Origin of the sequence: Burkholderia sp. ABCPW 111, from assembly GCF_000773065.1 — a bacterium.
GTDB classification, from domain to species: domain Bacteria; phylum Pseudomonadota; class Gammaproteobacteria; order Burkholderiales; family Burkholderiaceae; genus Burkholderia; species Burkholderia savannae.
The window spans coordinates 35,331-51,524 of record NZ_JPWT01000079.1 but is presented as its reverse complement, the minus strand read 5'-3'; the positions used below and the strand labels follow the sequence as shown (position 1 = coordinate 51,524).

The window sequence follows — 16,194 nt, the reverse complement described above, 5'->3', positions numbered from 1 at the left end:
GTTACTCCGATCCGATGCAAAGTACGTCGATCGGAGTTAGTGCTTCAGCGGTTACTCCGATCCGATGCAAAGTACGTCGATCGGAGTTAGTGCTTCAGCAGTCACTCCGATCTCATGCAAAGTATGTCAATCGGAGTCGGTGCTTCAGCGGTCACCCCGATCTCATGCAAAGCGAGCCGCACACGGTGGTGCGTCATTTTCCGAAGCGAAGTGTCGATCAAACGCCGCGGGTACGCCGTTTCAAGTTGTAACGATTCGCTGCGCAAACTTGCATGTCAAACACTGTCAAACGCCCGCTCGCGCAAGCGGCGCAAAGGCAGCGTGAAGAAGGGGACGGAAGAAGACGGCGGCGCGGCGGCCGGGATTTACTGGCGGTTACAAAGCAGGCGGGCCTGCCGCCGCCCGCCGCCGCGTTTTGCCCCGGGGAATCGGGCGGGAAAACGGGCGGCGGGCGGCTCGCGAGGCGCTCAGTCCTCGCGGCGCAGATGCGGGAACAGCAGCACGTCGCGGATCGTCGGGCTGTCGGTGAGCAGCATCACGAGACGGTCGATGCCGATTCCGCAGCCGCCTGTCGGAGGCATCCCGTATTCGAGCGCGCGGATGTAGTCGGCGTCGAAGAACATCGCTTCCTCGTCGCCCGCGTCCTTTTGCTCGACCTGCTTCCTGAAGCGCGCGGCCTGATCCTCCGGATCGTTCAGCTCCGAGAAGCCGTTCGCGATCTCGCGGCCGGTGACGAAGAGCTCGAAGCGCTCGGTGATGCCGGCCACCGTGTCCGATTCGCGCGCGAGCGGCGACACTTCGATCGGGTAGTCGATGATGAAGGTCGGCTCCCACAGTTGCGCTTCCGCGGTTTCCTCGAACAGCGCGAGCTGCAGCGCGCCGATGCCGGCGTTCAGGAACGCCGGCTGCGCGACGTCGACGCCGAGGCGCTTCAGTTCGCTGCGCAGGTAGGCGTCGTCCGACAACTGGCCGTCGGTGTACTGCGGCGCATACTTCTGGATGGCCTGCGTGATCGTCAGACGATGGAACGGCTTCGCGAGATCGAGCTCGCGGCCCTGATACTGGATCGTCGCGGTGCCGAGCGCGTCGACGGCCGCCTGGCGGATCAACTGCTCGGTGAAGTCCATCAGCCAGCGGTAGTCGGTGTACGCGGCGTAGAACTCCATCATCGTGAATTCCGGGTTGTGGCGCGGCGACACGCCCTCGTTGCGGAAATTCCGGTTGATCTCGAACACGCGCTCGAAACCGCCGACGATGAGCCGCTTCAGGTACAGCTCCGGCGCGATGCGCAGGAACATCTGCATGTCGAGCGCGTTGTGGTGCGTGACGAACGGTTTCGCGGCTGCGCCGCCCGGGATCGGGTGCAGCATCGGCGTCTCGACTTCCATGAAGTCGGCGTCGCTCATGAACTTGCGGATCGACGCGATCGCCTTGGTGCGCGCGCGGAACGTCGCACGCGTCTCGGGCGTCACGATGAGGTCGACGTAGCGCTGGCGATAGCGCGTTTCCTGGTCGGCGAGGCCGTGGAACTTGTCGGGCAGCGGGCGCAGCGCCTTCGCGAGCAGCCGCAGCTCCGTGCACTTCACCGACAGCTCGCCCTTGTTCGTGCGGAACAGCACGCCGCGCGCGGCGACGATGTCGCCCAGGTCCCACTTCTTGAACGCGTCGTAGGTCTCGGCGCCGACGTCGGCGGGCGTCACGAAGAACTGGATCTGACCCGAGCCGTCCTGCACCGTCGCGAAGCTCGCCTTGCCCATCACGCGCTTGAGCATCATCCGGCCGGCGACCGACACTTCGAGCGGCTTCGCCTCGAGCGCTTCCTTGTCGGCGTCCGCGAATTCGGTCTGCAGATCGGCCGCATGGTGGGCCGGCTGGAAGTCGTTCGGATAGGCGATGCCTTGGTCGCGCAGCGTGCGCAGCTTGTCGCGGCGCTCCGCGATGATCTGGTTTTCGTCCGCTGCGACAGCGGCCTGCGGTTGGGTCGATTCGGTCATGGTGGTCGGGTTCGATGGTAATGCGGCAGCAGCGGGGCGCGGCGCCGACGCGGCCGGCGCGCGGGCCGGCCGGACCGCGCCCGCGCGGGGGCGCTTACACGCCCTGTTTGAGGCTCGCGCTGATGAAGTCGTCGAGGTCGCCGTCGAGGACGGCCTTCGTGTTGCTCATTTCGACGCCCGTGCGCAGATCCTTCACGCGGCTCTGGTCGAGCACGTACGAGCGGATCTGGTGGCCCCAGCCCACGTCCGTCTTGCTCGATTCGAGCTTGTCCTGCTCGGCCTGGCGCTTGCGCAGCTCGGCTTCGTACAGGCGCGACTTCAGCATCGCCATCGCTTCCGCGCGGTTGCGGTGCTGCGAGCGGTCGTTCTGGCACTGGACGACGATGCCCGTCGGCATGTGCGTGATCCGCACGGCCGAGTCGGTCTTGTTGATGTGCTGACCGCCCGCGCCCGAAGCGCGGTACGTGTCGATGCGCAGGTCGGCCGGGTTGATCTCCACTTCGATCGAGTCGTCGATCTCGGGATACACGAACACCGACGAGAACGACGTGTGGCGGCCGCCCGACGAATCGAACGGCGACTTGCGCACGAGGCGGTGAATGCCCGTTTCGGTGCGCAGATAGCCGTATGCGTATTCGCCCGAGACCTTGATCGTCGCGTTCTTGATGCCGGCGACGTCGCCGTCGGACTCTTCGAGCACTTCCGCCTTGAAGCCCTTGCGCTCGCAGTAGCGCAGGTACTGGCGCAGCAGCATCGATGCCCAATCGCACGCCTCGGTGCCGCCTGCGCCCGCCTGGATGTCGATGAAGCAGTTGTTCGGATCGGCCGGGTTCGAGAACATCCGGCGGAATTCGATGTCGGCGACGCGCGCCTCGAGCTTCGCCGCATCGCCTTCGGTCGCGACGAGCGTGTCCTCGTCGCCTTCCTCGCGGGCGAGATCGAACAGGTCCTGCGCGTCGCGCAGGTCGTTATCGAGCCCGGTGAGCGTCATCACGACGCTCTCGAGCGATTTCTTCTCGCGGCCGAGCGCCTGGGCGTTCTTCGAGTCGCTCCAGACGTTCGGATCTTCGAGTTGCTTGTTGACTTCGGCTAGACGTTCGGACTTGACGTCGTAGTCAAAGATACCCCCGTAGCTCGCCCGCGCGCCGGCGCAGGTCCGCGAGGGAGCTTTCGATCGCGTTCAGACGTTCCGCTTCCATGATCTTGTTCGCTTTTGACGCTTCGTGAAAAGGGGAAATTATAGCCGATCGACGGCCTCGGCCGGTACGGCGCCGCCCGCACGGCCGCGCGCGGCGAGGGGCGCGGGAGGCGCCGATCGGGCGGGGCGTGGCGGGGGGCGCCGGGCGGCGGCGGGCGGCGGCGGGCGCCGCGGGATTCGGCGTCGTGCTCGGGCGCCGCGATGGCGTGCGGACGCGCGGACTGCGGGCTGCGCGGATCGTCCGAGCGGTGCCGGCGGTCCGGGACGCGCGGAATCGATTCGCGAGGCAGCCGCGACGGATCGGCGCGCGGGCGTTCGAGCGTGCGACCGCGGCGCGAGCGAAGCGCGATGGAGCGGCGGGCGGGCCGGTGCAACCGCCGAGCGAGGCGTTCGCATGCGCGGCGAACGCGGCACGATGTCGCGTGACCTCGCGTGATGCCGCGCAATGCCTCGCGACGCCGTGTACGCTCGGCATGCGTTCCATGCGTCGCCTGTCGTTGCGCCGAATTTCGTTCGGCCGGTTGCGTATCGCGGCGCGCGTTGCCGCCGCCCGTCGATCGGAAACGCGCGTGGCGTTACGCCGCGTGCTCGACGATCAGCTGCACGCGCGTCATGCCGTTCCACGTGTCGCTCGCGAGCCGGAACGCGACCGTCGCGCGCGCGGGCAGCGGCTGCGCGTGGTTGAACCAGATCGCGTTGAAGCGCTGGCGGCCGCGCATCAATTGCAGCTTCAGGTGCTTGTCCTTGACGAGCGCCTGAGATGCCACGTCGAATTCGCCCGAGAAGAGCGGCGCCGGAAAGCCCTGGCCCCAGACGGCCGAATCGAGCAGCTCGACGATCTGCGGCGTGAAGTACGCATCCTCGAGATCGCCGTCCGTCTCGATCACGCGCGCGAGCGCGTCGTCGGACAGCCATTCGCGCGCGACCGCCTCGAACGCGGCGGCGAAGCGCGGCACGTTTCCGGTATCGAGCGTGACGCCCGCCGCCATCGCGTGGCCGCCGAACGTGACGATCAGATCGGGCTCGCGCTTCGAGATCAGGTCGATCGCGTCGCGCAGATGGAAGCCGGGGATCGAGCGGCCCGAGCCTTTCACGCGCGCGCCGCTGTCGTCCGCGTGCGCGAACGTGAACGACGGCCGGTGGAAGCGCTCCTTCAGCCGCCCGGCGACGATCCCGATCACGCCCTGGTGCCATTGCGGGTTGAAGAGCGTGATCGTCGCCGCGTCGGCCGGGTCGACCGACGCGAGATCGGCGAGCGCCTGCTGCTGCATGCCCGCCTCGATTTCGCGCCGCTCGCGGTTCATCGCGTCGAGTTGCTGCGCGAGCTCCCACGCGCGGCCGACGTCGTCGGTCGTCAGGCATTCGATGCCGAGCGACATGTCCGACAGGCGGCCCGCCGCGTTCAGGCGCGGGCCGAGGCCGAAGCCGAGATCGAAGCCGGACGCGCTGCGCGCATCGCGCGCCGCCGCCCGAAAGAGCGCGGCGATGCCGGGCTGCATCCGGCCGTTGCGGATTCGCTGCAGGCCCTGCGCGACGAGCACGCGGTTGTTGCCGTCGAGGCGCACGACGTCGGCGACGGTGCCGAGCGCGACGAGGTCGAGCAGGCCGTCGAGACGCGGCTCGGGGCGGTCGTCGCCGAACGCGCCGCGTGCGCGCAGCTCGGCGCGCAGCGCGAGCAGCACGTAGAACATCACGCCGACGCCCGCGACGTGCTTGCTCGGAAACGTGCAGCCCGGCTGGTTCGGGTTGACGATCGCGCGCGCGGCGGGGAGCGTGTCGCCCGGCAGGTGGTGATCGGTGACGAGCACGTCGATGCCGCGCGCGTTCGCGGCCGCGACGCCGTCGACGCTCGCGATCCCGTTGTCGACGGTGATGAGCAGATCGGGCTTGCGCGCGGCGGCGAGCTCGACGATCTCGGGCGTCAATCCGTAGCCGTATTCGAAGCGGTTCGGCACCAGGTAGTCGATCTTCGCGCCGAACATCCGCAGGCCGCGCACGGCCACCGCGCATGCGGTCGCGCCGTCGCAGTCGTAATCGGCGACGACGAGCATCTTGCGGCCGGCCTCGAGCGCGTCGGCGAGCAGCGCGGCGGCGGCGGCGCAGCCTTTCAACTGGGCGGGCGGCACGAGGCGCGAGAGCGCGGTTTCGACGTCGGCAGGCGACGTGATCCCGCGCGCCGCGTACAGGCGGGCGAGCACGGGATGCATTCCGTGGCGGGCGAGCGCGTCGAGCGCGGCGGGGGCGGCTATGCGGGTGACGATGCGGGTCATGCGAAATGGTTGTCGTTATTCGAACAGGGAGGCGAGCGCGCGGCGGCGCCAGAACTTGCGCAGGTCGCCGCGCGTCGCGGCGAGCGTCGCGGCGCTCGTGTCGCCGCACAGCGTGAGCGCGAGCTCGCCGATGCGGCCTTGCGCGAGCGCGTCGAGAGCGGGCGCGAACCAGTCGCGCTCGAGCGCGGCGAGCGCGTCGTGCCAGCGCGCCCAGTCGTGCTCGAGGAACGGCGTCGTCAGCGTGTCGAGCTCGACGAGCGTCGCGCCGTCGGGCTGCGGCGCGGCGCCGGCGGCGAGCGCGTCGAACGTGGCGGGCGGTTCGCCCGCGGCCGCGCCCGCGACGAGCGCGAGCCCGCGCGCGCCGGGCGAGCGCGACAGCACGCGCGCGAACGGGCTCGTCACGGGCTTCAGCGCGCCTTGCGCATGAAACCAGATCGAATTGACGGCCGGGTAGCCGCGCGCTTCGCGCGCCTCGTTCACGGGATGCCGGAACCACGCCATCTGCACCTCGTTCTGCAGCTTCATCCATGTGCGCGAGCGTTCGCCCGTCTGCGTCTCGTGCGGCAGCCAGATCTCGATGTTGCGGCCGCTCGCGCGCAGCGGCGCGGCGCCCGCGAGTCCGGCGAGCTGCGGGCTCGACAGGTACCAGCGCGCGGCGCGCGGCGCCTGCACCTTCACGCCGAGTTCCTCGATCAGCGGGCGCGCGGTGTCGAGCAGCGCGGCGGCTTCATCGTCGCCGATCTCGAGCGACGCGGGATCGATCAGCACGAGGTGATCGGTCGCGATCTGCACGTGCACGGGTTCGACGCACGCCCACGTGTCGTCGCCGGGCGTGCCGCCGTCGGCGACGAGCATGTACGGCGCGAGCGGCGCATCGTCGGCGTCCTCGGGAATCGCGCCGAAGCGGCGCGCGAGCCAGCGCTCGTGCGGCAGCGTGCGCTGGAAGTCTTCGCCGACCGTGTGTTCGACGAGGCGCGCGCGAGCGAGAAGCCGGGCGAGCGCGGGGCTGTCGAGCGTGTGGAGGGAAGACGCGGCGTCGGCGGCCGACGGCAGCGCGAAGGGCACGAGGAAATGAAGACGTTGGGCACGCATGATGGTGCGCATTGTAGGCCAAACGGCAAAGCCGGTCGCCGGTGTCGCGCCGCGCGTCGCATGTGCGGCGCGCGCGGCCGAGTTGGTAAAATTGCGGATCGGCGCGCCGTGCGCTTCGGGCCTGCCGCGCGCTCGCGCGCCGGTGGCGCGGCCGCATTCGCGGCTCGATCGGGGCCGAATCGGTCGTGCCGGATTCGGTGGAGGCGCCGGATGGCAGGATGCGGCCGAATCGACCGACCCGATCGACCCGATCGACCCGACTGACCCGATTGATCCGATTGATCCGATTGATCCGATTGATCCGATTGATCCGATCTACCCGTTCGAATCGTTCGAATCGTTCGGATCGTTCGGATCGTTCGGATCGGCCGCGTCGCCGCTGTCCGACTGGCCGGCCGCCGGGCCGCCGTAGCGCGGATCGCTCGATCGCCGGCCGTCCCGGCGCGGGCTGTCACGGCGTGGGCCGCCCTGACGTGGGCCGCCCGATCCGGAACGTTTTCAGGGGCGATTAAGCATTGTGTGGCACACTGCGCGCGTAACCGGGTCCGCCCGGTTCCTGCGCGCGAATTCGCGCAGCGCGCGGCGTTCCAACCAGCAGAAAGGATAGGCTTGAAACTTCCGTACGAATGGCAGATCGGCTGGCGCTACACTCGCGCCGGCAAACGCACGACCGGCAACGGCTTCATTTCGTTCATCGCGCTCGTGTCGATGCTCGGGATCGCGCTCGGCGTCGCGGCGCTCATCGTCGTGCTGTCCGTGATGAACGGCTTCCAGAAAGAGGTTCGCGACCGGATGCTGTCGGTGCTCGCGCACGTCGAGGTCTTCTCGCCGACGGGCTCGATGCCCGACTGGCAACTGAGCGCGAAGGAAGCGCGCCTGAACAAGTCCGTGACCGGCGCGGCGCCGTACGTCGACGCGCAGGCGCTGCTCACGCGGCAGGACGCGGTGAGCGGCGTGATGCTGCGCGGCGTCGAGCCGTCGCTCGAGCCGCAGGTGTCCGATATCGGCAAGGACATGAAGGCGGGCTCGCTCACGGCGCTCGCGCCCGGCCAGTTCGGGATCGTGCTCGGCGACGCGCTCGCGGGCAACCTCGGCGTGGGCGTGGGCGACAAGGTCACGCTCGTCGCGCCGGAAGGCACGATCACGCCGGCCGGGATGATGCCGCGCCTGAAGCAGTTCACGGTGGTCGGCATCTTCGAATCGGGCCATTACGAATACGACAGCACGCTCGCGATGATCGACATCCAGGACGCGCAGGCGCTCTTCAGGCTGCCCGCGCCGACGGGCGTGCGGCTGCGCCTCGTCGACATGCAGAAGGCGCCGCAGGTCGCGCGCGAGCTCGCGCACACGCTGTCGGGCGACCTGTACATCCGCGACTGGACGCAGCAGAACAAGACGTGGTTCTCGGCGGTGCAGATCGAGAAGCGGATGATGTTCATCATCCTCACGCTCATCATCGCGGTTGCGGCGTTCAACCTCGTGTCGTCGCTCGTGATGACCGTGACGAACAAGCAGGCGGACATCGCGATCCTGCGCACGCTCGGCGCGCAGCCGAGCTCGATCATGAAGATCTTCGTCGTGCAGGGCGTGACGATCGGCTTCGTCGGCACCGCGACGGGCGTCGCGCTCGGCTGCCTGATCGCGTGGAGCATTCCGTGGCTCATCCCGATGATCGAGCACGCGTTCGGCGTGCAGTTCCTGCCGCCGTCGGTGTACTTCATCAGCGAGCTGCCGTCCGAGCTCGTCGCGAGCGACGTGATCCGGATCGGCGTGATCGCGTTCGCGCTGTCCGCGCTCGCGACGCTCTATCCGAGCTGGCGCGGCGCGAAGGTGCGCCCCGCGGAGGCGCTGCGCTATGAATGACCGGGTCTTCGAACAGACGATGAATCAGAACCATCAAGGTGGCGCCGCGCGCGAATACGTGCTCGAGGCGCGCGGCGTCACGAAGACGTTCGTGCAGGGCGGCTTCAACGTACAGGTGCTCGACAACGCCGAGGTGTCGGTTCGGCGCGGCGAGAAGCTCGCGATCGTCGGCGCGTCGGGTTCGGGCAAGAGCACGCTGCTGCACGTGCTGGGCGGCCTCGACGAGCCGAGCGCGGGGCAGGTGTCGCTGCTCGGCAAGCCGTTTACGCAGCTCGCCGAGCGCGAGCGCAACGACTTGCGCAATCGCGCGCTCGGCTTCGTCTATCAGTTCCACCATCTGCTGCCCGAGTTCACCGCGCTCGACAACGTCGCGATGCCGCTCAGGATTCGCCGGATGTCGACCGAGGAGGCGCGCCACCACGCGCGCGAGATGCTCGAACAGGTGGGGCTCGGCGCGCGCGCGAAGCACCGGCCGGGCGAGCTGTCGGGCGGCGAGCGGCAGCGCGTCGCGATCGCGCGCGCGCTCGTCACGAAGCCCGCGTGCGTGCTCGCCGACGAGCCGACCGGCAACCTCGACGGCTCGACTGCCGATCACGTGTTCCATCTGATGCTCGATTTGTCGCGCACGCTCGACACGAGCTTCGTGATCGTCACGCACGATCCCGATCTCGCCGCGCGCTGCGACCGTATCCTGCGGCTGCGCGACGGTGTGCTGCACGAGGAGCCGGCCGTGCCGGTGTGACGCGATGTGGATCGACACGCACTGCCATCTCGACGCGCCGGAGTTCGACGCCGACCGCGAGATCGTCGCTGGCGCGGCGCGGGCGGCGGGCGTGTCGCGCATCGTGATCCCGAGCGTCGGGCGAATGAATTTCGCGACGGTGCGCGAGCTCGCGCATGCGACGCAAGGCGCGGTGTACGCGCTCGGCATTCATCCGATGTACACGCCGCAGGCGCGCGACGAGGATCTCGATCGGCTGCGGATGGAGGTCGACGCGAGCCTCGACGATCCGCGCTTCGTCGGCATCGGCGAGATCGGCCTCGACTACTTCGTGCCGGGTCTCGACGACAACCGGCAGCAATTCATCTACGACGCGCAATTGCGGCTCGCGCGCGACTTCGATCTGCCCGTCGTGTGCCACGTGCGCAAGTCGCAGGATCGCGTGCTGGCCGGGCTGCGGCGCGCGGGCGTGCGGCGCGGCATCGCGCACGCGTTCAACGGCAGCTTCCAGCAGGCCGACGCGTATCTCGCGCAAGGGCTCAAGCTCGGCTTCGGCGGCAACGTGACGTTCGGCCGCGCGCTGCAGATCCGGCGGCTCGCTGCGCAACTGCCGCTCGACGCGCTCGTCGTCGAGACCGACGCGCCCGACATTCCCCCCGAATGGCGCTACAAGCAGCGCAATACGCCCGACCAGGTGCCGCTCATCGGCGCGGCGATCGCCGCGCTGCGTGGCATCGACGCCGACGCGCTTTCGCTATCCACTTCGGCCAACGCGCTCGCCGCGCTGCCGCGTCTCGCGCTTTCGTCCGCATAATCGATTCGTGACGGACGTGCGTCGCTCTCGCGGCGCGAAAGACGGAGGCGCGATGCGGGCGATGTGCGGTGCGTTCGCGCTCGGCATTGTCGCGCTGCAGCAGCAGGCGGCGCTGCCGGGTGCGGCGGAATGGGCGGGCGGCGCGCTCGCGCTCGGCTGGTGCGCGTGGCTCGCGGTCACGCTGCGCGGCGATGCGCGCGCGAGCGTGCGACGGGCCGGGTTGTGCGCATGCTGTTGCGCGGCGGCGCTCGCGGGCTTCGGCTACGCGGCGGCGCGCGCGCAGTGGCGGCTCGCCGATGCGCTGCCCAAGCAATGGGAGGGGCGCGACATCGTCGTGACGGGCGCGGTGCGCGGGCTGCCGTCGCGCGACGCGAAAGGCGTGCGTTTCCTGTTCGACGTCGACGCCAACGATGCGGGCATCGCCCGATTTCCCGCGACGCTGTCGCTTGCGTGGTACGCGTTCGGCCGCGCGGCCACGCCGCCGCCCGAATTCGCGCCGGGCGACCGGTGGCGGCTGCGCGTGCGTCTCAAGCGCCCGCACGGCAACGCGAACTTCGGCGTGCGCGACGCGGAGGCGGCGTGGCTCGCGCGCGGCATCCGTGCGCTCGGCTACGTGTCCGCGACGCACGATGCGCGGCGGCTGGCCGGCAGGGCGCCCGGCATCGTCGCCACGGTCGACCGGCTGCGCGCGCGCCTGCGCGGGCGAATCGCCGACGCGCTCGGCGACGCCGCGCATCGCGGGATCGTGGTCGCGCTCGCGATCGGCGCGCAGGACGGCATCGACGACGGCGACCGGCGCATCCTGCGCGATACCGGCACGAGCCATCTCGTCGCGATCTCCGGGCTGCACGTCGGGATGGTCGGCGGCCTGTGCGCGTGGCTCGCGGGCGGGTTCTGGCGGCGCTCGGGCTACGTCGGGCGGAACTGGCCGCTCGTCGTGCCCGCGCAGAAGATCGCGGCGCTCGCCGCGATCGCGGCGAGCGCAGGCTATGCGGCGCTCGCGGGCTTCAACGTGCCCGCGCAGCGCGCGTGGTGGATGCTCGCCGCCGCGGGCGTCGCGTATCTGAGCGGGCGTTCGCTCGCGCCGTCGTCGGTGCTCGCGGCGGCGCTCGGCTGCGTGCTGCTCGCCGATCCGTGGGCGGTGACGTCGCCCGGCTTCTGGCTGTCGTTCGGCGCGGTGGCGGCGATCCTGTTCGTGTCGTCGGGGCGAAGCGCGGCGCGCGACGCACGCGAGACCGACGACGCGCGCGGCGTGCCGGGCGTGATCGACGGCGCGGTGGGCGAGGGAGTGTCGCCGTCGCGCGCGTCGCGGCTGCGCGCCGCGTGCGCGTGGTCGGCGCGGTCGATGAGGCGGCTCTTTCGGCGCTCGAGCGACGCCGCGCGAGCGCAGTACGCGGTGACGATCGCGCTTGCGCCGCTCACCGTGCTGTGGTTCGCGCAGATCCCGCTCGCCGGGCCGCTCGCGAACGCGTTCGCGATTCCCTGGGTCGGCTCGCTCGTCACGCCGATCGTGCTTGCGGGCGTCGTGCTGCCCGCGCCGCTCGATGCATTCGCCTATACGCTCGCGCATGCGCTCGTCGCGATGCTGATGCGGCTACTCGAGGCGACGGCCGGCGCGGGGCGCACGGTCTGGATGCTGCCGACGCCGGACGGTTTCGCGCTCGCGACGGCGGCGGCGGGTGTCGTCTGGGCGCTGACGCCGCGCGGCTGGCCGCTGCGCCGCGCCGCGCCGCTCGCGTGGCTCCCGCTCGTTGTTCCCGCGCCGCTCGCGCCGCCCGAAGGCGCGTTCCGGCTGACGGCGCTCGATGTCGGGCAGGGCTCCGCGGTGCTGATCGAAACCGCGCGGCACGCGCTGCTGTTCGACGCGGGGCCGGGGCCGGAGGCGTCGAACGCGGGCGAGCGGATCGTCGTGCCGTTCCTGCGCGCACGGGGCGTGCGCGTGCTCGACGCGCTCGTCGTGAGCCACGCGGATTCGGACCACGCGGGCGGCGCGCCCGCCGTGCTCGATTCGGTCGCGGTCGCGCAGATGACGGGCGGGCTGCCGCCGTCGAACCGCTTGTGGCGCGCCGCGCGCGCGGCCGGCGTGACGGATGCGCTACCGTGCGCGGCGGGCCAGCGCTGGCGCTGGGACGGCGTCGAGTTCGCGACGCTTTGGCCCGACGGCGGCCCGCGCGCGGGCGGCGCGACGAACGCGCAGTCGTGCGTGCTGCGCGTGTCGGCGGGCGAGGGCTCGGCGCTTCTGACAGGCGACGTCGACGCGCGCTCGGAGCGTGCGCTCGTCGCCGGATCGCGCGATGCGCTCGCCGCGCAGGTGCTCGTCGTCCCGCATCACGGCAGCCGCACGTCGTCGACCGAACCTTTCCTCGATTCGGTCGAACCGCGCATTGCCATATTTCAGGTAGGCTACGCCAACAGGTTTCAGCATCCGCATCCGACCGTCTGGGCGCGCTATGCCGGGCGCGGCATCGAACTGCCGCGCACGGATCGCGACGGCGCGGTGCGCATCGACGTGGCGTCGAGCGGCGCGGTTCCCGCTCCGATACGATACCGGGACGCGCACTGGCGCTACTGGATGGACCGGTGACGTGACGCGGAGGCTACGACAGGGAGACAGCGGCGTTTGAAGGACATCATCCATTTTTCGCATGCGAACGGCTTTCCGGCTTCCACTTACCGGACGATCTTCGCCGAGCTCGCGGACGACTACGAGTGGCGCTACATCGAGCGGATCGGCCACGACCGGCGCTTTCCGGTGACGCGCGATTGGCCGCACCTCGTCGAGCAACTGCTCGACGACATCGGCCGCGCGTACGAGCGGCCCGTATGGCTCGTCGGCCATTCGCTCGGCGGTTACCTGTCGCTGATGGCGGCGCTCAAGCGCCCGCAATGGGTGCGCGGCGTCGTGATGCTCGATTCGCCGGTGATTGCAGGCTGGCGCAGCAGCGCGCTGCGCGTGAGCCAATGGACGGGGCTCGACGAGCGCCTGTCGCCCGCCGCCGCGACGCGCAACCGCCGCGTCCATTGGGCGAGCCGCGACGACGCGTGGCGCCACTTCCGCGCGAAGCCGTCGTTCGCGCGCTGGGACGAGCGGATGCTGTCCGATTACATCGACTACGGCATTCCGCAGACGAGTGCGGCGGGCGAGCGCGCGCTCGCGTTCGATCGGCAGATCGAATACATGATCTACCGGACACTGCCGCACACGCTCGGCCCGCGCCTCGCGCGCGGCGCGCCCGTGCCGGTCGGCTTTCTCGCCGGCACGCGCTCGCGCGAGATCCGCCAGATCGGGCTCGCGGCGACGCAGCGCGCGGCGCGCGGCCGGATCGAATGGCTCGAGGGCAGCCACCTCTTCCCGATGGAGCGCCCGCTCGAGACCGCGCGAGCGCTGCAGCGCATGCTCAACATGCTGCGTGCCGCGGAGGGCGGCGGCACCGACGCGCGGCGCGGGTGATCGCGGCGGCGCGCGGCACGCATATGTCGCATATGCCGCGGCGCGCACCGACGGTCGATTGCGACGCCGGATGAGCCGCTGGGGCGGCGCACCGGATTCGCGTGGCGTGCGGTGCGACGCGCGGTGATACGCGGCATGCGGCGTGCGCGCCCCGCACGACGGCCGGGCGGCTGCCGGCAAGCTCGGAAAGGAGAAGGAAAGGGTGCGATCGAGCGTCGATTGCTGAGTGGCGCGCGGCCTTTACGGTATAATCCGTTTTTCCCGCGAGCATCCAGCGATGACCAAATATGTTTTCGTCACCGGCGGCGTAGTTTCTTCCCTCGGCAAGGGCATTGCCGCCGCTTCTCTCGCCGCGATCCTCGAATCGCGCGGCCTCAAAGTCACCCTCCTCAAACTCGATCCCTACATCAACGTCGACCCCGGCACGATGAGCCCGTTTCAGCACGGCGAAGTGTTCGTGACGGAAGACGGCGCGGAAACCGATCTGGACCTCGGCCACTATGAGCGCTTCATCAGCACGAAGATGCGCAAGGCCAACAATTTCACGACCGGTCAGATCTACGAATCGGTGATCCGCAAGGAGCGTCGCGGCGATTACCTCGGCAAGACCGTGCAGGTGATCCCGCATATCACGAACGAGATCCAGGCGTTCATCGAGCGCGGCGCCGCGTCGGCCACGTGCGGCGAGCCGGACGTCGCGATCGTCGAGATCGGCGGCACGGTGGGCGACATCGAGTCGCTGCCGTTCCTCGAGGCGGCGCGCCAGATGAGCCTGCGCCTCGGGCGCAACAGCGCATGCTTCGTTCACCTGACGCTCGTGCCTTTCATCGCGACGGCGGGCGAGCTGAAGACGAAACCGACCCAGCACAGCGTGCAGAAGCTGCGCGAGATCGGCATTTCGCCGCACGTGCTGCTTTGCCGCGCCGATCGCCCGATCCCCGACGACGAATCGAAGAAGATCTCGCTCTTCTCGAACGTGCCGGAAGACGCGGTGATCTCGGTGTGGGACGTCGACAGCATCTACAAGATCCCGCAGATGCTGCACGACCAAGGCCTCGACAAGATCATCTGCGAAGAGCTCAAGCTCGATCCGAAGCCGGCCGACCTGAGCATGTGGTCGGAGCTCGTCGATAAGCTTCAGAACCCGAAGCACGAGGTGACGATCGGAATGGTCGGCAAGTACGTCGACCTGACGGAGTCGTACAAGTCGCTGATCGAGGCGCTGCGCCATGCGTCGATCCACACGTCGACCAAGGTCAACATCGAGTACATCGATTCGGAAGAGCTCGAGACGAACGGCGCCGCGAGCCTCGCGCATCTGGACGCCGTGCTCGTGCCGGGCGGCTTCGGCCGGCGCGGCACCGAAGGCAAGATCGCCGCGATCCGCCATGCGCGCGAGGCGAAGGTGCCGTATCTCGGCATCTGCCTCGGGATGCAGCTCGCTGTCATCGAATTCGCGCGCGACGTCGTCGGCCTCGCGCGGGCGAACAGCACCGAGTTCGATCAGAACACGCCGGAGCGCGTCGTCGCGCTGATCACCGAGTGGTACGACCGCGAAGGCAAGGTCGAGAAGCGCACCGAGGATTCGGATCTCGGTGGCACGATGCGGCTCGGCTCGCAGCGCTGCCCGATCAAGGTGGGCACGCTCGCCGAGGAGATCTACGGCAAGGACGTGAACGAGCGCCACCGCCACCGCTACGAGGTCAACAATCGCTTCGTGCCGCAGCTCGAGGCGGGCGGCCTCGTGATCAGCGCGCGCACGCCGAGCGAGGATCTGCCGGAAATGATGGAGCTGCCGCGCACGATGCACCCGTGGTTCGTCGGCGTCCAGTTCCACCCGGAATTCACGTCGACGCCGCGTGACGGCCATCCGCTCTTCAAGTCGTTCGTCCAAGCCGCGCTCGCGTATCAGCAGTCGCGCGCCGGAGCGAAAGCATGAATCTCGCAGGGTTCGAAGTCGGGCTCGACAAGCCGTTCTTCCTGATCGCCGGCACGTGCGTCGTGGAATCGGAGCAGATGACGATCGACACGGCGGGCCGGCTGAAGGAAATCTGCGCGAAGCTCGGCGTGCCGTTCATCTACAAGTCGTCGTACGACAAAGCCAATCGCAGCTCGGGCAAGTCGTTTCGCGGGCTCGGGATGGACGAGGGCCTGCGGATTCTCGCCGAGGTGAAGCGGCAGCTGAACGTGCCGGTGCTGACCGACGTGCACGAGATCGACGAGATCGCGCAGGTGGCGGCCGCAGTCGATGTTCTTCAGACGCCCGCGTTCCTGTGCCGCCAGACCGACTTCATCCGCGCGTGCGCGCAATCGGGCAAGCCCGTGAACATCAAGAAGGGCCAGTTTCTCGCGCCGCACGACATGAAGAACGTGATCGACAAGGCGCGCGACGCCGCCCGCGAGGCGGGGCTGTCGGACGACCGCTTCATGGCGTGCGAGCGGGGCGTGTCGTTCGGCTACAACAACCTGGTGTCGGACATGCGTTCGCTCGCGATCATGCGCGAGACGGGCGCGCCCGTCGTGTTCGACGCGACCCACTCGGTGCAGTTGCCGGGCGGGCAGGGCACGAGCTCGGGCGGCCAGCGCGAGTTCGTGCCGGTGCTCGCGCGCGCGGCGGTGGCGACGGGCGTCGCGGGCCTGTTCATGGAGACGCATCCGAACCCGGCCGAGGCGAAGTCGGACGGCCCGAACGCGGTGCCGCTCGGCAGGATGGCCGCGCTGCTGGAGACGCTCGTCACGCTCGATCAGGCGGTGAAGCGCGCGCCGTTCCTGGAAAACGATTTCAATTGAT

12 protein-coding genes are annotated in these 16,194 nt (G+C 69.4%); 8 read left to right on the top strand and 4 right to left on the bottom strand.

All coding sequences use genetic code 11. The features are described from left to right. Positions 1–467: 467 nt before the first annotated feature. From lysS to X946_RS18535, 4 genes are all read right to left on the bottom strand, one after another. Positions 468–1,994, bottom strand: coding sequence for a lysine--tRNA ligase (gene lysS, locus X946_RS18560; protein WP_038750493.1), 1,527 nt, complete (start codon positions 1,992–1,994; stop codon positions 468–470). Between the two features lie 94 nt (positions 1,995–2,088). Further along, positions 2,089–3,193, bottom strand: a protein-coding gene (gene prfB, locus X946_RS18555) for a peptide chain release factor 2 (protein ID WP_152611743.1) whose coding sequence is annotated in 2 segments (ribosomal slippage) — positions 2,089–3,111 and positions 3,113–3,193 — 1,104 coding nt in all. Because the reading frame shifts where the segments join, the coding sequence is not laid out codon by codon here. Positions 3,194–3,767: 574 nt separating this feature from the next. Beyond that, positions 3,768–5,462, bottom strand: coding sequence for a single-stranded-DNA-specific exonuclease RecJ (gene recJ, locus X946_RS18540; RefSeq protein WP_038750485.1), 1,695 nt, complete (start codon positions 5,460–5,462; stop codon positions 3,768–3,770). 15 nt (positions 5,463–5,477) lie between these two features. After that, positions 5,478–6,554, bottom strand: a complete 1,077-nt coding sequence (locus X946_RS18535; RefSeq protein WP_081989785.1) for a regulator — start codon at positions 6,552–6,554, stop codon at positions 5,478–5,480. On the opposite strand from X946_RS18535, the gene X946_RS35885 reads away from it, so the two are divergent. The 8 genes from X946_RS35885 to kdsA all read left to right on the top strand — a co-directional run bounded on the left by X946_RS35885 (position 6,553) and on the right by kdsA (position 16,193). Continuing rightward, on the top strand, positions 6,553–6,966 hold the full coding sequence (locus X946_RS35885) for a hypothetical protein (protein ID WP_200886437.1): 414 nt from the start codon (positions 6,553–6,555) through the stop codon (positions 6,964–6,966). The genes X946_RS18535 and X946_RS35885 overlap by 2 nt on opposite strands. Before the next feature lie 197 nt (positions 6,967–7,163). After that, complete coding sequence (locus X946_RS18525) at positions 7,164–8,417, top strand: lipoprotein-releasing ABC transporter permease subunit (RefSeq protein ID WP_038750474.1); 1,254 nt, start codon at positions 7,164–7,166, stop codon at positions 8,415–8,417. Beyond that, on the top strand, positions 8,410–9,159 hold the full coding sequence (gene lolD, locus X946_RS18520; RefSeq protein ID WP_052145120.1) for a lipoprotein-releasing ABC transporter ATP-binding protein LolD: 750 nt from the start codon (positions 8,410–8,412) through the stop codon (positions 9,157–9,159). The genes X946_RS18525 and lolD overlap by 8 nt, the downstream gene beginning before the upstream one ends. Positions 9,160–9,163: 4 nt before the next feature. Then, entirely contained in the window at positions 9,164–9,952 is a 789-nt protein-coding gene (locus X946_RS18515; RefSeq protein WP_038750467.1) for a TatD family hydrolase, read from the top strand. Between the two features lie 52 nt (positions 9,953–10,004). Further along, on the top strand, positions 10,005–12,536 hold the full coding sequence (locus X946_RS18510) for a DNA internalization-related competence protein ComEC/Rec2 (RefSeq protein WP_038750505.1): 2,532 nt from the start codon (positions 10,005–10,007) through the stop codon (positions 12,534–12,536). Positions 12,537–12,572: 36 nt separating this feature from the next. Then, positions 12,573–13,403: an alpha/beta fold hydrolase gene (locus tag X946_RS18505; RefSeq protein WP_038750464.1), complete on the top strand. Its 831-nt coding sequence runs from the start codon at positions 12,573–12,575 to the stop codon at positions 13,401–13,403. Positions 13,404–13,680: 277 nt separating this feature from the next. Beyond that, complete coding sequence (locus X946_RS18500) at positions 13,681–15,342, top strand: CTP synthase (RefSeq protein WP_038750462.1); 1,662 nt, start codon at positions 13,681–13,683, stop codon at positions 15,340–15,342. Then, on the top strand, positions 15,339–16,193 hold the full coding sequence (gene kdsA / locus X946_RS18495) for a 3-deoxy-8-phosphooctulonate synthase (RefSeq protein ID WP_038750459.1): 855 nt from the start codon (positions 15,339–15,341) through the stop codon (positions 16,191–16,193). Before X946_RS18500 ends, kdsA begins: the two co-directional genes overlap by 4 nt. The last annotated feature ends 1 nt before the right edge of the window (position 16,194 follow it).